General features: G+C 67.8%; 12 protein-coding genes. 5 read left to right on the top strand and 7 right to left on the bottom strand.

Annotated features, from left to right (window positions below; all coding sequences use genetic code 11):
* The first annotated feature begins 109 nt into the window (after nt 1–109).
* The 3 genes from dps to MMSR116_RS00590 all read left to right on the top strand — a co-directional run bounded on the left by dps (nt 110) and on the right by MMSR116_RS00590 (nt 2,745).
* On the top strand, nt 110–646 hold the full coding sequence (gene dps, locus MMSR116_RS00580; RefSeq protein WP_010685749.1) for a DNA starvation/stationary phase protection protein Dps: 537 nt from the start codon (nt 110–112) through the stop codon (nt 644–646).
* 392 nt (nt 647–1,038) lie between these two features.
* A complete protein-coding gene (locus MMSR116_RS00585) occupies nt 1,039–2,118 on the top strand; it encodes a molybdopterin-dependent oxidoreductase (protein WP_010685750.1) in 1,080 nt (359 codons plus the stop codon).
* Nucleotides 2,119–2,331: 213 nt separating this feature from the next.
* Nucleotides 2,332–2,745 carry an ester cyclase gene (locus MMSR116_RS00590; RefSeq protein ID WP_010685751.1) on the top strand — a complete coding sequence of 138 codons (414 nt, stop codon included), beginning with the start codon at nt 2,332–2,334 and terminating at the stop codon, nt 2,743–2,745.
* Between the two features lie 236 nt (nt 2,746–2,981).
* Here MMSR116_RS00590 and MMSR116_RS00595 read toward each other — a convergent pair whose 3' ends face one another.
* The 7 genes from MMSR116_RS00595 to MMSR116_RS00635 form a co-directional block, all read right to left on the bottom strand.
* Nucleotides 2,982–3,347, bottom strand: a complete 366-nt coding sequence (locus MMSR116_RS00595; RefSeq protein ID WP_039894174.1) for a response regulator — start codon at nt 3,345–3,347, stop codon at nt 2,982–2,984.
* 22 nt (nt 3,348–3,369) lie between these two features.
* Entirely contained in the window at nt 3,370–6,207 is a 2,838-nt protein-coding gene (locus MMSR116_RS31635; protein WP_051072266.1) for a GAF domain-containing protein, read from the bottom strand.
* A 304-nt stretch (nt 6,208–6,511) separates the two neighbouring features.
* Entirely contained in the window at nt 6,512–6,877 is a 366-nt protein-coding gene (locus MMSR116_RS00615) for a response regulator (RefSeq protein ID WP_010685754.1), read from the bottom strand.
* A 20-nt stretch (nt 6,878–6,897) separates the two neighbouring features.
* Nucleotides 6,898–9,246, bottom strand: coding sequence for an HWE histidine kinase domain-containing protein (locus tag MMSR116_RS00620; protein ID WP_244625583.1), 2,349 nt, complete (start codon nt 9,244–9,246; stop codon nt 6,898–6,900).
* A gap of 245 nt (nt 9,247–9,491) precedes the next feature.
* Entirely contained in the window at nt 9,492–10,256 is a 765-nt protein-coding gene (locus MMSR116_RS00625; protein ID WP_010685756.1) for an SDR family NAD(P)-dependent oxidoreductase, read from the bottom strand.
* Between the two features lie 58 nt (nt 10,257–10,314).
* A complete protein-coding gene (locus tag MMSR116_RS00630; RefSeq protein WP_010685757.1) occupies nt 10,315–10,884 on the bottom strand; it encodes a type 1 glutamine amidotransferase domain-containing protein in 570 nt (189 codons plus the stop codon).
* A gap of 37 nt (nt 10,885–10,921) precedes the next feature.
* A complete protein-coding gene (locus tag MMSR116_RS00635) occupies nt 10,922–12,004 on the bottom strand; it encodes a catalase family protein (RefSeq protein ID WP_010685758.1) in 1,083 nt (360 codons plus the stop codon).
* 256 nt (nt 12,005–12,260) lie between these two features.
* On the opposite strand from MMSR116_RS00635, the gene MMSR116_RS00640 reads away from it, so the two are divergent.
* The gene (locus tag MMSR116_RS00640) at nt 12,261–13,325 is read left to right on the top strand and encodes a catalase family protein (RefSeq protein WP_010685759.1); all 1,065 of its coding nucleotides are present in this window, start codon (nt 12,261–12,263) and stop codon (nt 13,323–13,325) included.
* Between the two features lie 6 nt (nt 13,326–13,331).
* Complete coding sequence (locus tag MMSR116_RS00645; protein WP_083920286.1) at nt 13,332–13,595, top strand: aldehyde dehydrogenase family protein; 264 nt, start codon at nt 13,332–13,334, stop codon at nt 13,593–13,595.
* Nucleotides 13,596–13,597: the final 2 nt, after the last annotated feature.

A 13,597-nucleotide genomic window follows, 5' to 3' on the forward strand; every position in this document is an offset into this window, starting at 1 on the left:
CGGCGTGAGCCTGGACGGCCGGGGTCTCAGAACCGCGCGTCTCGCCCTCCGACAAAGGGAACCTCCCCTACGCTCCTCAATTGCCGCCTCGACACAGTGGAGCACCAGCATGGCTACGAGCAGCACCCCGCGCACCCACCAGACCCGCAACGACACCAATTCAAACGCCAAGAGGGTGTCCATCGAGGCCCTCAACGCGCGGCTGGCCGACGGCATCGACCTCGCCCTGGCGATCAAGCAGGCCCACTGGAACCTCAAGGGCCCGCAGTTCATCGGCATCCACCTGATGCTGGATGGTTTCCGCGCCGAGATCAGCGACCTCAACGACAAGGTGGCCGAGCGGGCGGTGCAGCTCGGCGGCACGGCCCTGGGGACGGCGCAGGTCGTGGCGGGGTCGTCCAAGCTGCCCGCCTACCCGACCGGCATCTACGCCATCGCCGACCACGTCGCCGCGCTGATCGACAGTTACGCCGCCTACGCCAACGCCGTACGCGAGAACATCGACGAGACGGACGAGGCGGGCGACCCCGACACCGCCGACCTGTTCACCGAGGTCTCGCGGGCCGTCGACAAGCAGCTGTGGTTCCTGGAAGCCCATGTCCAGGAGCCGACGGGCCAGATGCGGGACGGCAACGCCCGCAACTGAGGAAGGTCCGCCCCTCCGTACCCGGTCGGACGGAGGGGTACCGCAGGTGGCGTCGCCCCCGGATATCGGGGAGGCAGGGGCCTGAAGCAGGCGCCAACCCCACTCTCGCTTCCCATCCTTCGCGGATCCTCAAAGGTCCGCTTCTCGGCAGCTTGGTGGACGGTGACCTACGGCTGGATCGGGTCGCCGAAGATGCGTACGCCGTGAGGCGCTCGAGCTGATCGGTGGACCCACGGGACGCGATGGACCGTCCGGGCGAACGAGCACCAAGGCCGGTTGGTCCTCCGAAAGCGGCTATGCCCCTTGCCGCCGCCCTGGTCTCTTGGCCGCTGAATGACCCTTACCGCCGCCGACGCGTTCACTCCCGTAACTCCACCCGGACGGGAGCCCCGATGTCGAGCCTGACCGAGCGCAAGGCACGCCTAATCGTCCACGGCGACCGGCCCTACAACGCCGAACCTCCTCTCGACCGATTGCGGGCCACCTACCGGACGCCGGCGAAGGATTTCTACGTCCGCTCGCACGGCGACCTGCCGGACCTCGACGAGGCAACCTGGCGCCTCACCATCGATGGCGGAACCGGCACCATGCTTGAGTTGTCGCTATCGGACCTGCGTGCCCGCTTCCCCGAAACCGCGGTCATGGCCACGATGCAGTGCGCCGGCAATCGCCGCGCCGACATGCGGGCGGTCGCCCCGGTATCGGGCGACCCGTGGGACGCCGGCGCCATCGGCACCGCGAAATGGACCGGGGTTCGGCTCGGCGATGTCCTGCGCGAGGCGGGGGTCGCCGAGCGCCTGGGATTCCATGTCGCCTTCGAGAGCCACGACACGGTTGAAGGCCATCCCTACGGGGCCTCGATCCCGCTTGCGAAGGCGATGGCACCCGAGACCCTGCTCGCCTACGCCATGAACGGCGAGGCCCTGCTGCCGGAGCACGGCTTTCCGGTCCGCGCGGTGGTGCCGGGCTTCGCCGGCGTGCGCAGCCCCAAATGGCTTCGGCGCCTGAGCGTCCAGGACCACCCCTCGGACAACCCGATCCAGGCCGGCGATTACAAGCTGTATCCGGCCGACGTGACCGCCGAGACCGCCGATCCGGCCAAGGGGCACACCATCGATACGATGCCGCTGAACGCGGCGATCTGCGAGCCCGGGTCCGGGGCCGCCCTCAAGTCGGGGAGCAACAGGGTCCGCGGCTACGCGGTGAGCGGGGACCGGGCCGTCGTACGCGTCGACGTCTCCGGGAACGGCGGCCGGTCCTGGGTGCAGGCCGAACTCGAACACGAGGCCGACGCCCCGTTCGCCTGGACGTTCTGGAGCACCGACCTCGATCTGCCTCCGGGCGGGCATGAACTCGCCGTGCGCGCCTGGGACGAGGCGGGGCAGACGCAGCCGGCAATGCCGGACGAGACGTGGAACCACAAGGGCTACCTATGCACCTGCTGGCATCGGGTGCGGGTGAACGTCACCTAGGGACGGGCGACATGGCACGTCGGCTACGGCCGCCCTCGTGGACGACGTCCTAGCCAGCGGCCGAACAAGCACCGCGCCACGGTCCGACGTCATGCCTGTCTGTCATCCCGACCCCGTCGTGCGTGGCGTCGGCAACGTCCGACCGTAGCGGGCGTTTCCCGTGCGTCGAGGCGCCGGGCGCGCCTTCACCAGCCCCGAGCCCTAAGGAACATCATGTCCCGCGAGACCAGCATCCAGGCGACCGAAAAGTTCGGCGAACTCGTCAACGCCGGTCAATTCGATGCCTTCCCCGAGGTCGTCGCCCCGGACTGCCACGACCACGACCCGGCGCCGGGCCAGCACATGGGTCCCGAGGGATACCAGGCTTTCTTCACGCAGCTTCGCTCCGCCTTTCCCGACATGCAGGTCGAGGTGAAGAAGCTCGTCGCCGACGGGGATAGCGTCGCATTCGCCTACACGCTCACCGGCACGCACCAGGGCGACTTCAACGGCCACAAGCCGACCGGGAAGGCCATCAAGGTCCGCGGCATGCAGATCGGCCGCTTCGTGGACGGCAAGATGGTCGAGCGGTGGGGCTCTTCCGACGAGCTCGGCATCCTCAAGCAGATCGGCGCCATCGAGGGATGAGGGAGGACGCCGCCGGGGCGTCCGCGCCAGGGAGGCCCACGTCATCCTGGCTGCGGTCGAGTTACCCGGTCGAGGCGTTGCCATACATGCTGAAGCGAGCGACGGGTTAGCGGGACAAGCGTCGGAGCGGGCGACAGCGCGAATCGGCGGCTGCCGAGGCTTCGAGGAAGCGGTCATCGTTACGACGACCGTCGATGACATTCGGGGAGGTCCGGAACATCGGCCTCCCCGATCCCTCAGGCGGCGAAACGGCGTAAGGCGGCCGTGATCTCCTCACGCTTGTACGGCTTGGAGAAGAATACGCCTCGCTTCGGCAGGTCTGCGGGCGATGGCCGGCGCTTGCCCGAGATGATGATGAGCTCGATGGGTGGCCAGCGGTCCCGGATCAGCGCCGCGAGCTTCATCCCGTCGAGGCCCCCGGGCATGTCGATGTCCGTGAACACGATGCGGATGTCGGGCCGGCTCTCCAGGATGCACACCGCGTCGTTCGAACCCATCGCCTGGACGGCTTCGTACCCGGCGTCCTCGACAAGATCGACGGCCATCATGCGCTGCATTGGCTCGTCCTCGACCACGAGGACGACATGTTTCGTCGGCGGCATCGCCTGACCCACGCCCAACTCCTCAGGAATGCTGCAGCTGCGCGAGCGGGGCCCGCATCGTCGCCTCGAACCCCAGCGCCGAGTAACGGAGGTCGACACCGCCCGTTCCGGCAAGTCCCATGCTGATGAGACGCGATCCGAAGCCCTTGCGGCCGCCGCTCGCGGGCTGCGTGGCTGGCGGGCCGCCGCGCTCGGTCCAGTCGAGGGTGACCTCCCGGTCCGCGCCGTCTCCGTCGAGCCGCCAGTCTATCGCGACCCTGCCGGCGGGTACGGACAGCGCCCCGTACTTCGCCGCGTTCGTCGCAAGCTCGTGCAGGAGGAGCGACAACGACAAGGTGGCGCGCGGCCCGAGGTCGACCTCAGGGCCCGACACGTCGATGCGGTCGCCATGCCCGGCGCTCGCGAGAACGGCCTTCACCACCTCCTCGGCCGGCGCCGCCGCCCAGCTCCTGCGCAGGAGGACGTCGTGAGCTTGCGAGAGCGCGTGGATGCGCTGCTCGAACGCCTCGACGGGCGCGCGCTCGGGCACGGTGCGCAGCGTCTGCCCGGCGATGGAGAGGACCATCGCGAAGGAGTTCTTGAGCCGGTGCGAGATCTCCTCGTTCAGCACCCGCTGGTCGGCCTCGGCCTGCACCCGCGCCACCGCGGTCTGCGTCCGGTCGGCGACCGTCAGCACGAAGGCCATCTCGTCGTCGGTGAAGGCGTGGGTGTGTGAGTGGTGGACGAAGCCGACCCCCACGAGCTGCCCGCGTTCCATGATCGGCACGTTGACCATCGCGCGTACCCCGATGGCGAGCAGGGCCCCGGCCGTGACGCGGCTGCGCGGATCCTCCTCGACGTCGTCTACCGCAACGATCTCGCCGCGCTTCAGCCCGTCGCTGAAGCTGCCGTAGGTACGGAACGTGTGCAGCCCGGTGATCGTATCGACGCCCGGCGCGCACCAGTCAGTCGTGATGTCCACGGTCTCCCCGGCCGCGTCGATGAAGCCGTAGCCCGCCCGAACCGCGCCGAGCGCGCCGGCCATGACCTCGGCGGCGGCCTGGACCAGCGCGGGCACGTCGTCCGCCTCGCGCAGGCGTTCGCCCAGCGCGAGCAGCGCGTCGCGGCGCACGTCCGCCGCCCGCCGTTCGCCGACGTCGAGCAGCACGCCGGGGAAGCTCAAGGGCGTGCCGTCCGATGCATGGTCGACGCGGCCGTTCGCCTCGATCCAGTAGTAGTGCCCGTCGGTCCGCCGCACCCGGTACTGGTGCGCGTAGGCGCCGCCGCGGGCGACGGCCTCCTGGATCGCCGCCGCCAGCCCCGCCTGGTCGTCGGGATGCACTGTCGCCACGATCTGGGCGAGCGGGATACCCTCGCGCCCCAGCGCCGGATCGAGGCCGAAGGAGCGGGCGAACGCGTCGTCGACCGTGAAGCGGTCGGTGGGCAGGTCCCAGTGCCAGGTACCGATTATCGCGCCGGCCGCGAGCGCCAGCTGCACGCGCTCGATGTTGGTACGCGCCAGCGCCTCGCTGGCCCGTAGATCCTTCTCCCATTGCGCGCGCTCCGAGGCCACCCGGACACGTTCGGTCACATCGCGGATGAAGATCAGCTCGTCATCCGTCCAGGTGCGCGGCTCGCTCTGGCCGACGTAAAGCAGGGCGACTAGACGTCCCTGCTCGAACACCGGTACGTTGACGAACGCGCGTGCCCCGATGGCGTTGAGCTCGTCCGTAAACGCCGAGGTCCGGGGATCGAGCGACACGTCGGCGATGGCGACCGTTTTGCCCCGCAGCAGGTCGTCGAAGTGGCTGCCGTAGTCGCGGGACCGGATCAACGACGGCAGGCTCTTGACCCCCGCGACCGACCAATCCTGTTCGACCGTGATGGTCGCGGTCGCGGCATCGACCTGGCCGTAGCCGACGAGGCTGGCCTGCAGGATCTCTCCCAGAACCTCGGCCGCGATGGCCGCGATCTCACGCGGTTCGGTCACGTCGCGGAGACGGTCGCTCAGTTGCAGCGTGGCCAGGTTGCGGGCCTGCAGCTCGCGCCGCGCCGTGACGTCGCTGAAGAAGATCGCGATCTGGCGGTCCTCGGGCTTGCCGACGCGCACGGCCCGCACGTCGAACCAGCGCTTGAACGCCTCGGCATAGCTCTCGAAAGTCGTCGGCTCGCCGGTCAGGGCGACGCGCCCGTAGGTCTCGAACCAGAACCGCTCCAGGTTCGGCGCGAATTCGGTCACCCACTTGCCGCGCAGGTCGATGCCGGCCTGGCGCTCGAAGGCGGGGTTGGCCTCCAGAAATCGGTAGTTGATGGGGCGGTCGTCGGCATCGAACTTCACCTCGACGATGGCGAAGGCCGCCTCGATCGTCTCGGTGATCGTGCGGAAACGTGCCTCGCTGGCGACGAGCGCCGTCCGCGCGACGCGCGCGTCCAGGACGCTCTGGGTCACGTCCTCGGCGTAATGGATCAGGCTGACGATCTCTCCACCGGGGCCGAGCACCGGCACTTGCAAGGGCCGCCAGTGCCGCTCCTCGAACGTCCCGTCCGGGCGGCGGATGTTATGTTGGTGGACTGGCATCCGGTCCACCTGGACCGAGGCCAGCACCCGATCAAACGACGCGCGCAGATCCCGCACGCTGAAGGCTTCCGGCGCCCCCGGATCGTCGGGGAACACCTCGAAGATCGACCGGCCCATGATCGCCTGCCGCTCGGTCATGGTAGCCTGCAGGTAGGCCTCGTTGACCCCGACAATCGTGTAAGCCGGGCTGTCCGGGGCGAGCAGCAGGTACGGGTTCGGCGTGGCCTCGAACAGCCCGAGCGTCGGATTGTCGAGCGGGATGCCACCTGCTGCGGTCGACGGGGCTGAGTTCGATCGGGCCATCGATCCTTGAGCGCGCGGCGTCATCGCGTTGCATGACCGCGGCCATGTCCCGTTACGACCGTTATGGCCAGCGGAGCGTAAGGTATCAACCCGTCCTACCGAAGGGTTGAACCGGGCACGCAGTCCGCCTTGGAGAAGAATCGATGGCGGATTGGGCGATTGGATGAGGTCGCAAGCGGGAGGGCGACTCCGGGTGGAAAGGAGCGGTCCGATTCCGGAGGATCAGAACAGGGAAGCGACAATCACCATCGCGTGCCCGGCACTCCTCTCCCTGCGATCTGGAACGTCCGCCGGTTCAGGCCAATCAGGCTGCGAACTGCCGCAGTGCGCGGGTCACCTGATCCCGCTTGTACGGCTTGGAGAAGAACACGCCGCGTACAGGGAGTTCCTCGGGCGTGGGACGATGCTTGCCCGAAATGATGATCAGTTCGATGGGCGGCCAGCGGTCTCGGATCATGGCCGCGAGCCTCATCCCGTCGACCCCGCCGGGCATGTCGATGTCCGTGAAGACCACCCGGATGTCGAGACGGTTTTCCAGGATGCGGACCGCCTCGTCGGCGCTACGCGCCTCGACGACGTCGAAGCCAGCCGTCTCGACGAGGTCGACCGCCATCATGAGCTGCAGGGGTTCGTCCTCGACCACGAGGATCACGGCGGGGGCCGCTGGCATCGATTGTCCCACTTGGCACTCTACGGCTGATAAATCTGCGCGAGCGGCGCGCGCATTTCGGCCCGGAAACCGGTGGGCGGGTAGCGCAGGTCGACGTCGCCCGTCCCGACCAATCCGAGGCGGATCAGGCGCGAGCCGAAGCCGCGTCTGGCGGGTTCCTTCACGGGCGGCCCACCGCTCTCCTCCCAGTCGAGCACTAGGTCACCTTCATCGCTATCGCCGTCGATACGCCAGATCACCCCGACGCGACCCTCGTCGTTGGAGAGAGCCCCGTACTTCGTCGCGTTGGTCGCGAGTTCGTGCAGGAGAAGGGAGACAGATAGGGTCGCGCGCGGCCCGAGCGAGACCTGCGGCCCAGAAACCTTGAGCCGTGTGGTTTGGGCGAAGGTGCGCAGAACCGCGCTGGCGACCGTGTCCAGGGGGGCCGCCGCCCATTCCTGCTGCAGCAGGACGTCGTGCGCCGCCGAGAGCGCGTGGATGCGCTGCTCGAACGCCTCGACTGGTTCTCGGTCGGGCACCGTCTTCAGGGTCTGGGTCGCGATGGAGAGGACCATGGCCAGCATGTTCTTCATGCGGTGGCTCAGTTCCTGGTTGAGCACTCTCTGCTGCTCCTCCGCCTCCAGGCGACCGATGGCGGCCCGGGTGCGGTCGGCGACGTTGCGCAGGAAAGCCTGCTCCTCAGCCGTCCAAGCGTGCGGTTCGGCCTTCAAGGCGAAGAAAAGGGTGACGAACTGCCCGTGCTCCATCAGCGGGATATTGGCGATGGACCGGACGCCGACGGCGGCCAGGGCGTCGCTGCCGCCGGCCGTGCGCGGATCGTCCGTCGCGTCGGCGATGAACACGGCCCGGCCCGCCTTGAGGTCGTCGACGTAAGACCCGTAGCTCCGGAAAGGGTACACGCCGTTCAGGCGATCGACGCCCTCCGCGACGTGGTCGTCGGCGATGGTGACGGTGTCGCGCACATGGTCGACATCGCCGTACCCCACATGGCTGAGCCCTAGCGTCCGCGCCAGGATGTCCGCCGCGACCGGAGCGACATCCGCCTTGGCGGTGACGTGGCGCAGCCGGTCGCCGAGTTCGATCAGGGCGTTGCGGCGTTCCTCGGCTTGCTTGCGCTCGGTGATGTCGATGAACATCACGGCGAGGCGCTGATCCGCCTCCTTATGGCCGTGTGCCTCGAAGGTGCGGTTCAGGGCGGGCACGGCGACCTCGAACGTCGCGGGCTCGCCGGTGTCGACCACGCCCGCGTAGATGTCGATCAGCCATTGCGGGATGGTCGGGATCACTTCGCGGATGGTTCTGCCCACGGTTTGGTTCGCCGGTAGGCTCGACTGGATCTCGAAGGCGGGATTGACCTCCAGGAAGCGCACATCGACCGCGTGACCCTCGTCGTCCCGCAGGATCTCGGCGGAGAAGAACCCCTCGTGCATGCTGGTGAACAGACTCCGCCAGCGGTCCTCGCTCGCCGTGGCGGCGCGCTCGGCATCCTTCTGGACCGTGATGTCCCGTGAGACCGAGAGCAGCTTCTCGGGGACGCCTTGCGCGTCGAGGATCGGCGTGACCTGGACATCCCACCAGCGCGGGTTACCGGCCATGGTGCTAGCCCCGCCCTGGAAGCGGCCGACGCCTCCTGCCTTGGCCGCCACGACGGCAGCCTTGGCGTCCGCGTTGCCCTGGCCCTGCCAGAAGTCCGGCCAGGGGCAGCCGCGGATGGCGTTGAAGTCGCCGACCTCCATCACGCGCTTGCCACCCTCGCTCATGAACGTGAGGCGCGTATCCAGGTCGAGGACCTTGATGCAGTCGGCGGACGAGGCAAGCACGCTGCGCATGAACGCGGCCTCCTCACGCCTCTCCCTGAGGGCGCGCCGCAGTTCGAGCTGCGTCATCACCTGATGCGCGAGGACGCGCAGGGTCTGCTGCTGGACGGTGGTGAGATCGCGCGGCTCATAGTCGAGCACGCAGACGGTCCCGATGGCATGGCCGTCGGCGGTCTTCAGCAAGGCCCCCGCGTAGAACTTCAGATGGGGGTCGCCGGTGACCAGCGGGTTGCAATCGAAGCGCGGGTCGCGGGTAGCGTCGGGGACGAGGAGGAACTCGTCTTCCAGTATGGCGGCGGCACAAAAGGAGCTGTCGAGCGGAGTCTCCCGCACGCCGAGGCCGACCTCGGCCTTGAAGAACTGGCGGCCCTCGTCGATCAGGTTGACGACCGCGATGGGCGTGCCGCAGACCGCTGAGGCAAGCGCGGCGATCTCGTCGAATGCCGGTTCGCGCGGCGTATCGACGATCCGGTAGCCGTGGAGGGCCGCCAAGCGGGGATCCTCGGCGGCGAGGCCCGCGACGGCCACAGGCGACTTTGCTGGTTCAACCATGGACGAGGTCGCTGCCGATCCGCTTGCCTGCGCTCACTGCCAACCTGTGTGGCGGGGAGAATTGCGCGTCTGAGAAGGGCGAGGTTTTCTGGGGGGTATGGAGGGACATCGGCGACAAGCGGTGTCAGGTGCCAAGCCCTTATCACATGAGGTTCGATTGGGCATGAGACGTATGGGCGAGGTATGTGCGGCCCGTGCCCCTGTACTAGCGGTTTGGCTTAGCGGACCGAGGTCCAAAGACGCGCCTAGCTTAGCTTTGGCTGACCGTTCGAGGCCGAGACGCCGCCATCCACCGGCAGATTCACGCCGGTGACGAAGCGCGCATCCTCGCTGGCAAGAAAGGCGATGACCCCGCTGATATCGTTAGGCTGGGCGCCGCGACCCATCGGGATGCGCTCGTTGAACTTGGCCACGAGCTCGGGTTGGTCCTGCATGCCGGCGGTGAACGGCGTGTAGACCAGCGTCGGGTTGACCGCGTTCACCCGGACGCCCTGGGCCGCCTCGTCCATGGCCACCGCGCGGGTGAAATTCGTCACCGCACCCTTGGCTGCGCAGTAGAAGCTGTGGTTCCAGTCGCCGCCGAGCCCGGACACGGACGAGACGTTGACGATGCACCCGCGGCTCTCACGCAGGTGCGGCAGGGCGAACCGCGTCATGTAGAAGACGCCGTACAGGTCAGTCTCGATGATCGTCGAGAAGTCGGCGATGTCGCCTTCGTCGACCCGACCGAGGTGGTCCTTTCCGGCGTTGTTGACGAGGACGTCGAGGCGGCCGAAGCGCTCGATTGCGGCCGCGACGACCTCCCGGCAGCGGTCGGCGTTCGAAAGGTCGGCGACCCGGGCGAGCGTCCTGTCCGCCGCGATCTCGGCGGCGACCCGGTCAAGGCCTTCACCGTTCATGTCGGCCAGGACGAGGCTCGCCCCCTCCTCGCCGAAGCGGCGTGCGGCGGCCTCGCCGATGCCGGATGCGGCACCCGTGACCAGGACGACCTTGTTCGAGAAACGTGACATCGCGATTCCTGAATTTGGACGCCGGGCAACCCGCCCGACGCCATGATGAAGGGCGGCCTCAGGCGCTGCGGGCCTGGTCCGGATGGCGCCCCTCGGCGAACTCCTCGACGATCTTGGCGCAGAAGGCCGGCAGATCCTTCGGGTTGCGGCTGGTGACGAGGCCCTTGTCGACCACTACCTCCGCGTCGACCCATTCCCCGCCCGCGTTGCGGATGTCGGTCTTCACGGTCGGGAACGACGTCAGCTTGCGCCCCTTCAGGACGTCGGCCTCAACCAGCGTCCAGGGTCCGTGGCAGATGACGCCAACCGGCTTGGCCTGCTGGAAGAATTCCCGGACGAAGCCGACCACGGCCTCGCTACCCCGGAGCTTGTCGGCCCCAACGCTGCCGCCGGGGATGACGAGCCCGTCGAAGGACGACGCGGACACAGCGTCGATGGTTTTGTCGACCGGGTATTTACCGGCGGGGTCGAGGTCGTTGTTGACCGTCTCGGCCTCGCCTGCCTCAAGCCCGACCACCGTGACCGTCGCGCCGGCCGCGAGCAGAGCGTCGCGGGGCTTGGTGAACTCCTGCTCCTCCGTCCCACGGGGGGCGATCAGGATGGCGATGGTCTTGCCCTGAAGGGTCATGGTTGGCTCCTCTGTGCGCGAACGGGAAGGGGTTGGCTCAAGCCGGGATGCTCTCGCGCGAGGCGGTATTCTCGGCGGTCACGCCGTTCTCCCGGTGGCGGAAATCGCTCAGTGCCCGATAGACCTGAAGCCGCGCCCGCATCACCGAACCGAGCGGCTGGTGCGCCGCGAGGCTGTGCGCGGGGCGAAAGGTCATCACCTCGTCGAAGTAGCGAACCCGCTCGGGGGAATAGGCGTCCTGCCGGGGCAGGCGGATCATCGCCACCGTACGGTACGGGCTGATCGAGACCGGCCAGTCGACCGAGGCATCCTCGATGGGCTGGCGCTCGGCATCGGCCCAGAGCTGCGCCTTTAGATCGTAGACCACCGCGTTGTCGCGGAAGAAGGCCGCCGCCGCGTGGCGGAAACCGTCCTCGTCACCGTGCGGATCAAGGCGCCATTCGGCGAGGTCCCGTTGGGCAGACGAAGCCGGGACCGCCCCGAGCTTGGCGACGTAGTCGCCGAACCGCATCGGGGCCTGACTGAAGTAGCTATCGGCGAGCGGGTGGCTGTAGGGATGGCCAAGGAAATCGGCCATGGCGCTCTCGGTGCCGAAGGCGTGCAGCACTCGGTTGAGGTTGCGGGCCGTGGCCGCGACGGCGCTCTTCACGCCCTCCGGCAGGCCCGTCGATTTCCCGATGACCGTGCCGTCCCGCAGGAAGCCCGCTGCCGTGCCAGACGGGAAGGTCGTGCCGGTAGCGAGCACGAAGTCCTGAGTGTCGACGTCGTGCCCGGGGAGCTTCTCACCCAGCACTCCGAAGACCTTGATCGACATGCCGCGGTGGGTCGACACCCGGTCGCCCAGGATCTCCCCGGGCCCCTGTGCGAAGCGCACCGCCACCCTGTGCGTACCCGGCCTAGCGAACAGGCCTTGCGCGAGTTCCGGGGGCAGGTTCTCCGGAATGACCAGCTCCCCGACGACACAGGCCGAGCTCTTGGCGTGGCTCGCGCGTACCGCGCGGTGCTCACGCTTCTCCACCACCTGCGACTGCTGGGTCATCCCCTGGATGATGCCGTCGATGGACTTCTGCTCGTCCGGGGCGGGCGTCTCGATGTCGGGTGCGTAGCGAAGGAATGTCATCGGCGTATCCTCGACGTGTCGTCCGCCTGCGGGGTGATTTCATGAAGGCTGGGATCGGGACGCGGGGTCCGCAGGCCGCCGGATCGCGGCCGCGCCGTAGCGGAGAGAAAGATAGCACCGCCGACAAGCCGCGCCGGCCCCCTGCCGTTCCCCACCTTAGTTCATGGGCGATTGAATGCCGCACAACCTGGAACGTCGTCGGGTGAGCGGGTGTTCTGTCCTGGCCGCTAGCCGGAGACAGACCTTGCGATCACCGGTGCGATACACTCCCGACGTCGAGGCGGTGCTGCCGGACGAAGGGCAAACCATCGAGCAGCTCAACCAGACCTTCGATAAGATCCTGACCAGGGTCGCGGAGCATTCGGGCCATGCCGTGCGCTCGGTCCATGCGAAGTCGCATGGCATCCTCGAAGGGGCTCTGACGGTCGATGCGGGCCTGCCCCCCGAGCTGGCCCAAGGCCTGTTCGCCACTCCCGGCCAGCATAAGGTCTACATGCGGTTGTCGACCAACGCCGGCGATATCCTTCCCGATGCGGTCTCCCTGCCCCGTGGCCTCGCCCTCAAGGTGCTGAACGTCGAGGGCGAGCGCCTGCCGGATGCGGAGGGGACGACCCAGAACTTCATCATGGTCAACGGCAAAGTGTTCCAGGCACCGAACGCCGAGAAGTTTCTGGGCAGCCTCAAGCTGCTGGCCGGCACCACGGACCGCGCCGAGGGGCTGAAGGTCGCCGCCTCCATGGTCCTGCGCGGCGTCAACAAGGCCCTGCACGCGGTGGGCATCGACAGCCCCACCATCGGCTCTCTGGGCGGTGCGCCCAATGTCGATCCGCTCGGCGAGACCTACTACAGCCTGACCCCGTTCCGGTACGGCGATTACATCGCCAAGTTCTCGCTGGCCCCCGTAGCGCCAACTCTGACCGCCCTGACCGGCACCGAGATCGATGCCTCCGGTCGCCCGAACGCCATCCGCGAGACCGTACAGTCTGAGATGATCGACATCGCCGGCGAGTGGGAATTTCGCGTGCAGCTCTGTCGCGACCTCGAGCGCCAGCCGGTCGAGGACCCGACGGTGGAGTGGAAAGAGGACGAGGCACCGTTCCAGCGAGTCGGGATTGTCCGGGTTCAGCCGCAGGACAGTTGGGATCCTGCACGGGTCCAGGCAGTGGACGAGGAGATGCGGTTCAGCGTCTGGACCGGCCTTGCAGCACACCAGCCTCTCGGTAACATCAACCGCGCCCGCAACGCCCCCTATCGGCATTCGGCCGAGTTCCGCGAGAGGTTCAACCGCTGCCCGATCCACGAGCCGGGTGCAGTCCGCTGAAGCGACATCCAAAATAGCACCTGTTGCGACGACACCGCCGTGTTCAAGACGACGGATCTCGGGCGGGCCCTGAGCCTGCCCAGGAGTCTCCGTGCAGGCACCGTCTGGGTGAACGCCTACCGTGTGGTCAGCTACCTCGCGCCCTCCGGCGGGTTCAATAATTCTGACATCGGCCGAGAGAACGGGCTCGCGGCGATCCATGAGTACCTTGAGACAAAGAGCGTCTTTATCAATCCGAAATTGTGCATCGCGGACTCATTCACTCTGTAATG

The organism is Methylobacterium mesophilicum SR1.6/6 (genome assembly GCF_000364445.2).
Taxonomy (GTDB): Bacteria; Pseudomonadota; Alphaproteobacteria; order Rhizobiales; family Beijerinckiaceae; genus Methylobacterium; species Methylobacterium mesophilicum_A.

What these genes read in the sequence shown, in the direction of transcription:
- dps (WP_010685749.1), top strand. Translation starts at nt 110, where the DNA reads ATGGCTACGAGCAGCACCCCGCGCACCCACCAGACCCGCAACGACACC.
- MMSR116_RS00585 (WP_010685750.1), top strand. Translation starts at nt 1,039, where the DNA reads ATGTCGAGCCTGACCGAGCGCAAGGCACGCCTAATCGTCCACGGCGAC.
- MMSR116_RS00590 (WP_010685751.1), top strand. Translation starts at nt 2,332, where the DNA reads ATGTCCCGCGAGACCAGCATCCAGGCGACCGAAAAGTTCGGCGAACTC.
- MMSR116_RS00595 (WP_039894174.1), bottom strand. Translation starts at nt 3,347, where the DNA reads ATGCCGCCGACGAAACATGTCGTCCTCGTGGTCGAGGACGAGCCAATG.
- MMSR116_RS31635 (WP_051072266.1), bottom strand. Translation starts at nt 6,207, where the DNA reads ATGGCCCGATCGAACTCAGCCCCGTCGACCGCAGCAGGTGGCATCCCG.
- MMSR116_RS00615 (WP_010685754.1), bottom strand. Translation starts at nt 6,877, where the DNA reads ATGCCAGCGGCCCCCGCCGTGATCCTCGTGGTCGAGGACGAACCCCTG.
- MMSR116_RS00620 (WP_244625583.1), bottom strand. Translation starts at nt 9,246, where the DNA reads ATGGTTGAACCAGCAAAGTCGCCTGTGGCCGTCGCGGGCCTCGCCGCC.
- MMSR116_RS00625 (WP_010685756.1), bottom strand. Translation starts at nt 10,256, where the DNA reads ATGTCACGTTTCTCGAACAAGGTCGTCCTGGTCACGGGTGCCGCATCC.
- MMSR116_RS00630 (WP_010685757.1), bottom strand. Translation starts at nt 10,884, where the DNA reads ATGACCCTTCAGGGCAAGACCATCGCCATCCTGATCGCCCCCCGTGGG.
- MMSR116_RS00635 (WP_010685758.1), bottom strand. Translation starts at nt 12,004, where the DNA reads ATGACATTCCTTCGCTACGCACCCGACATCGAGACGCCCGCCCCGGAC.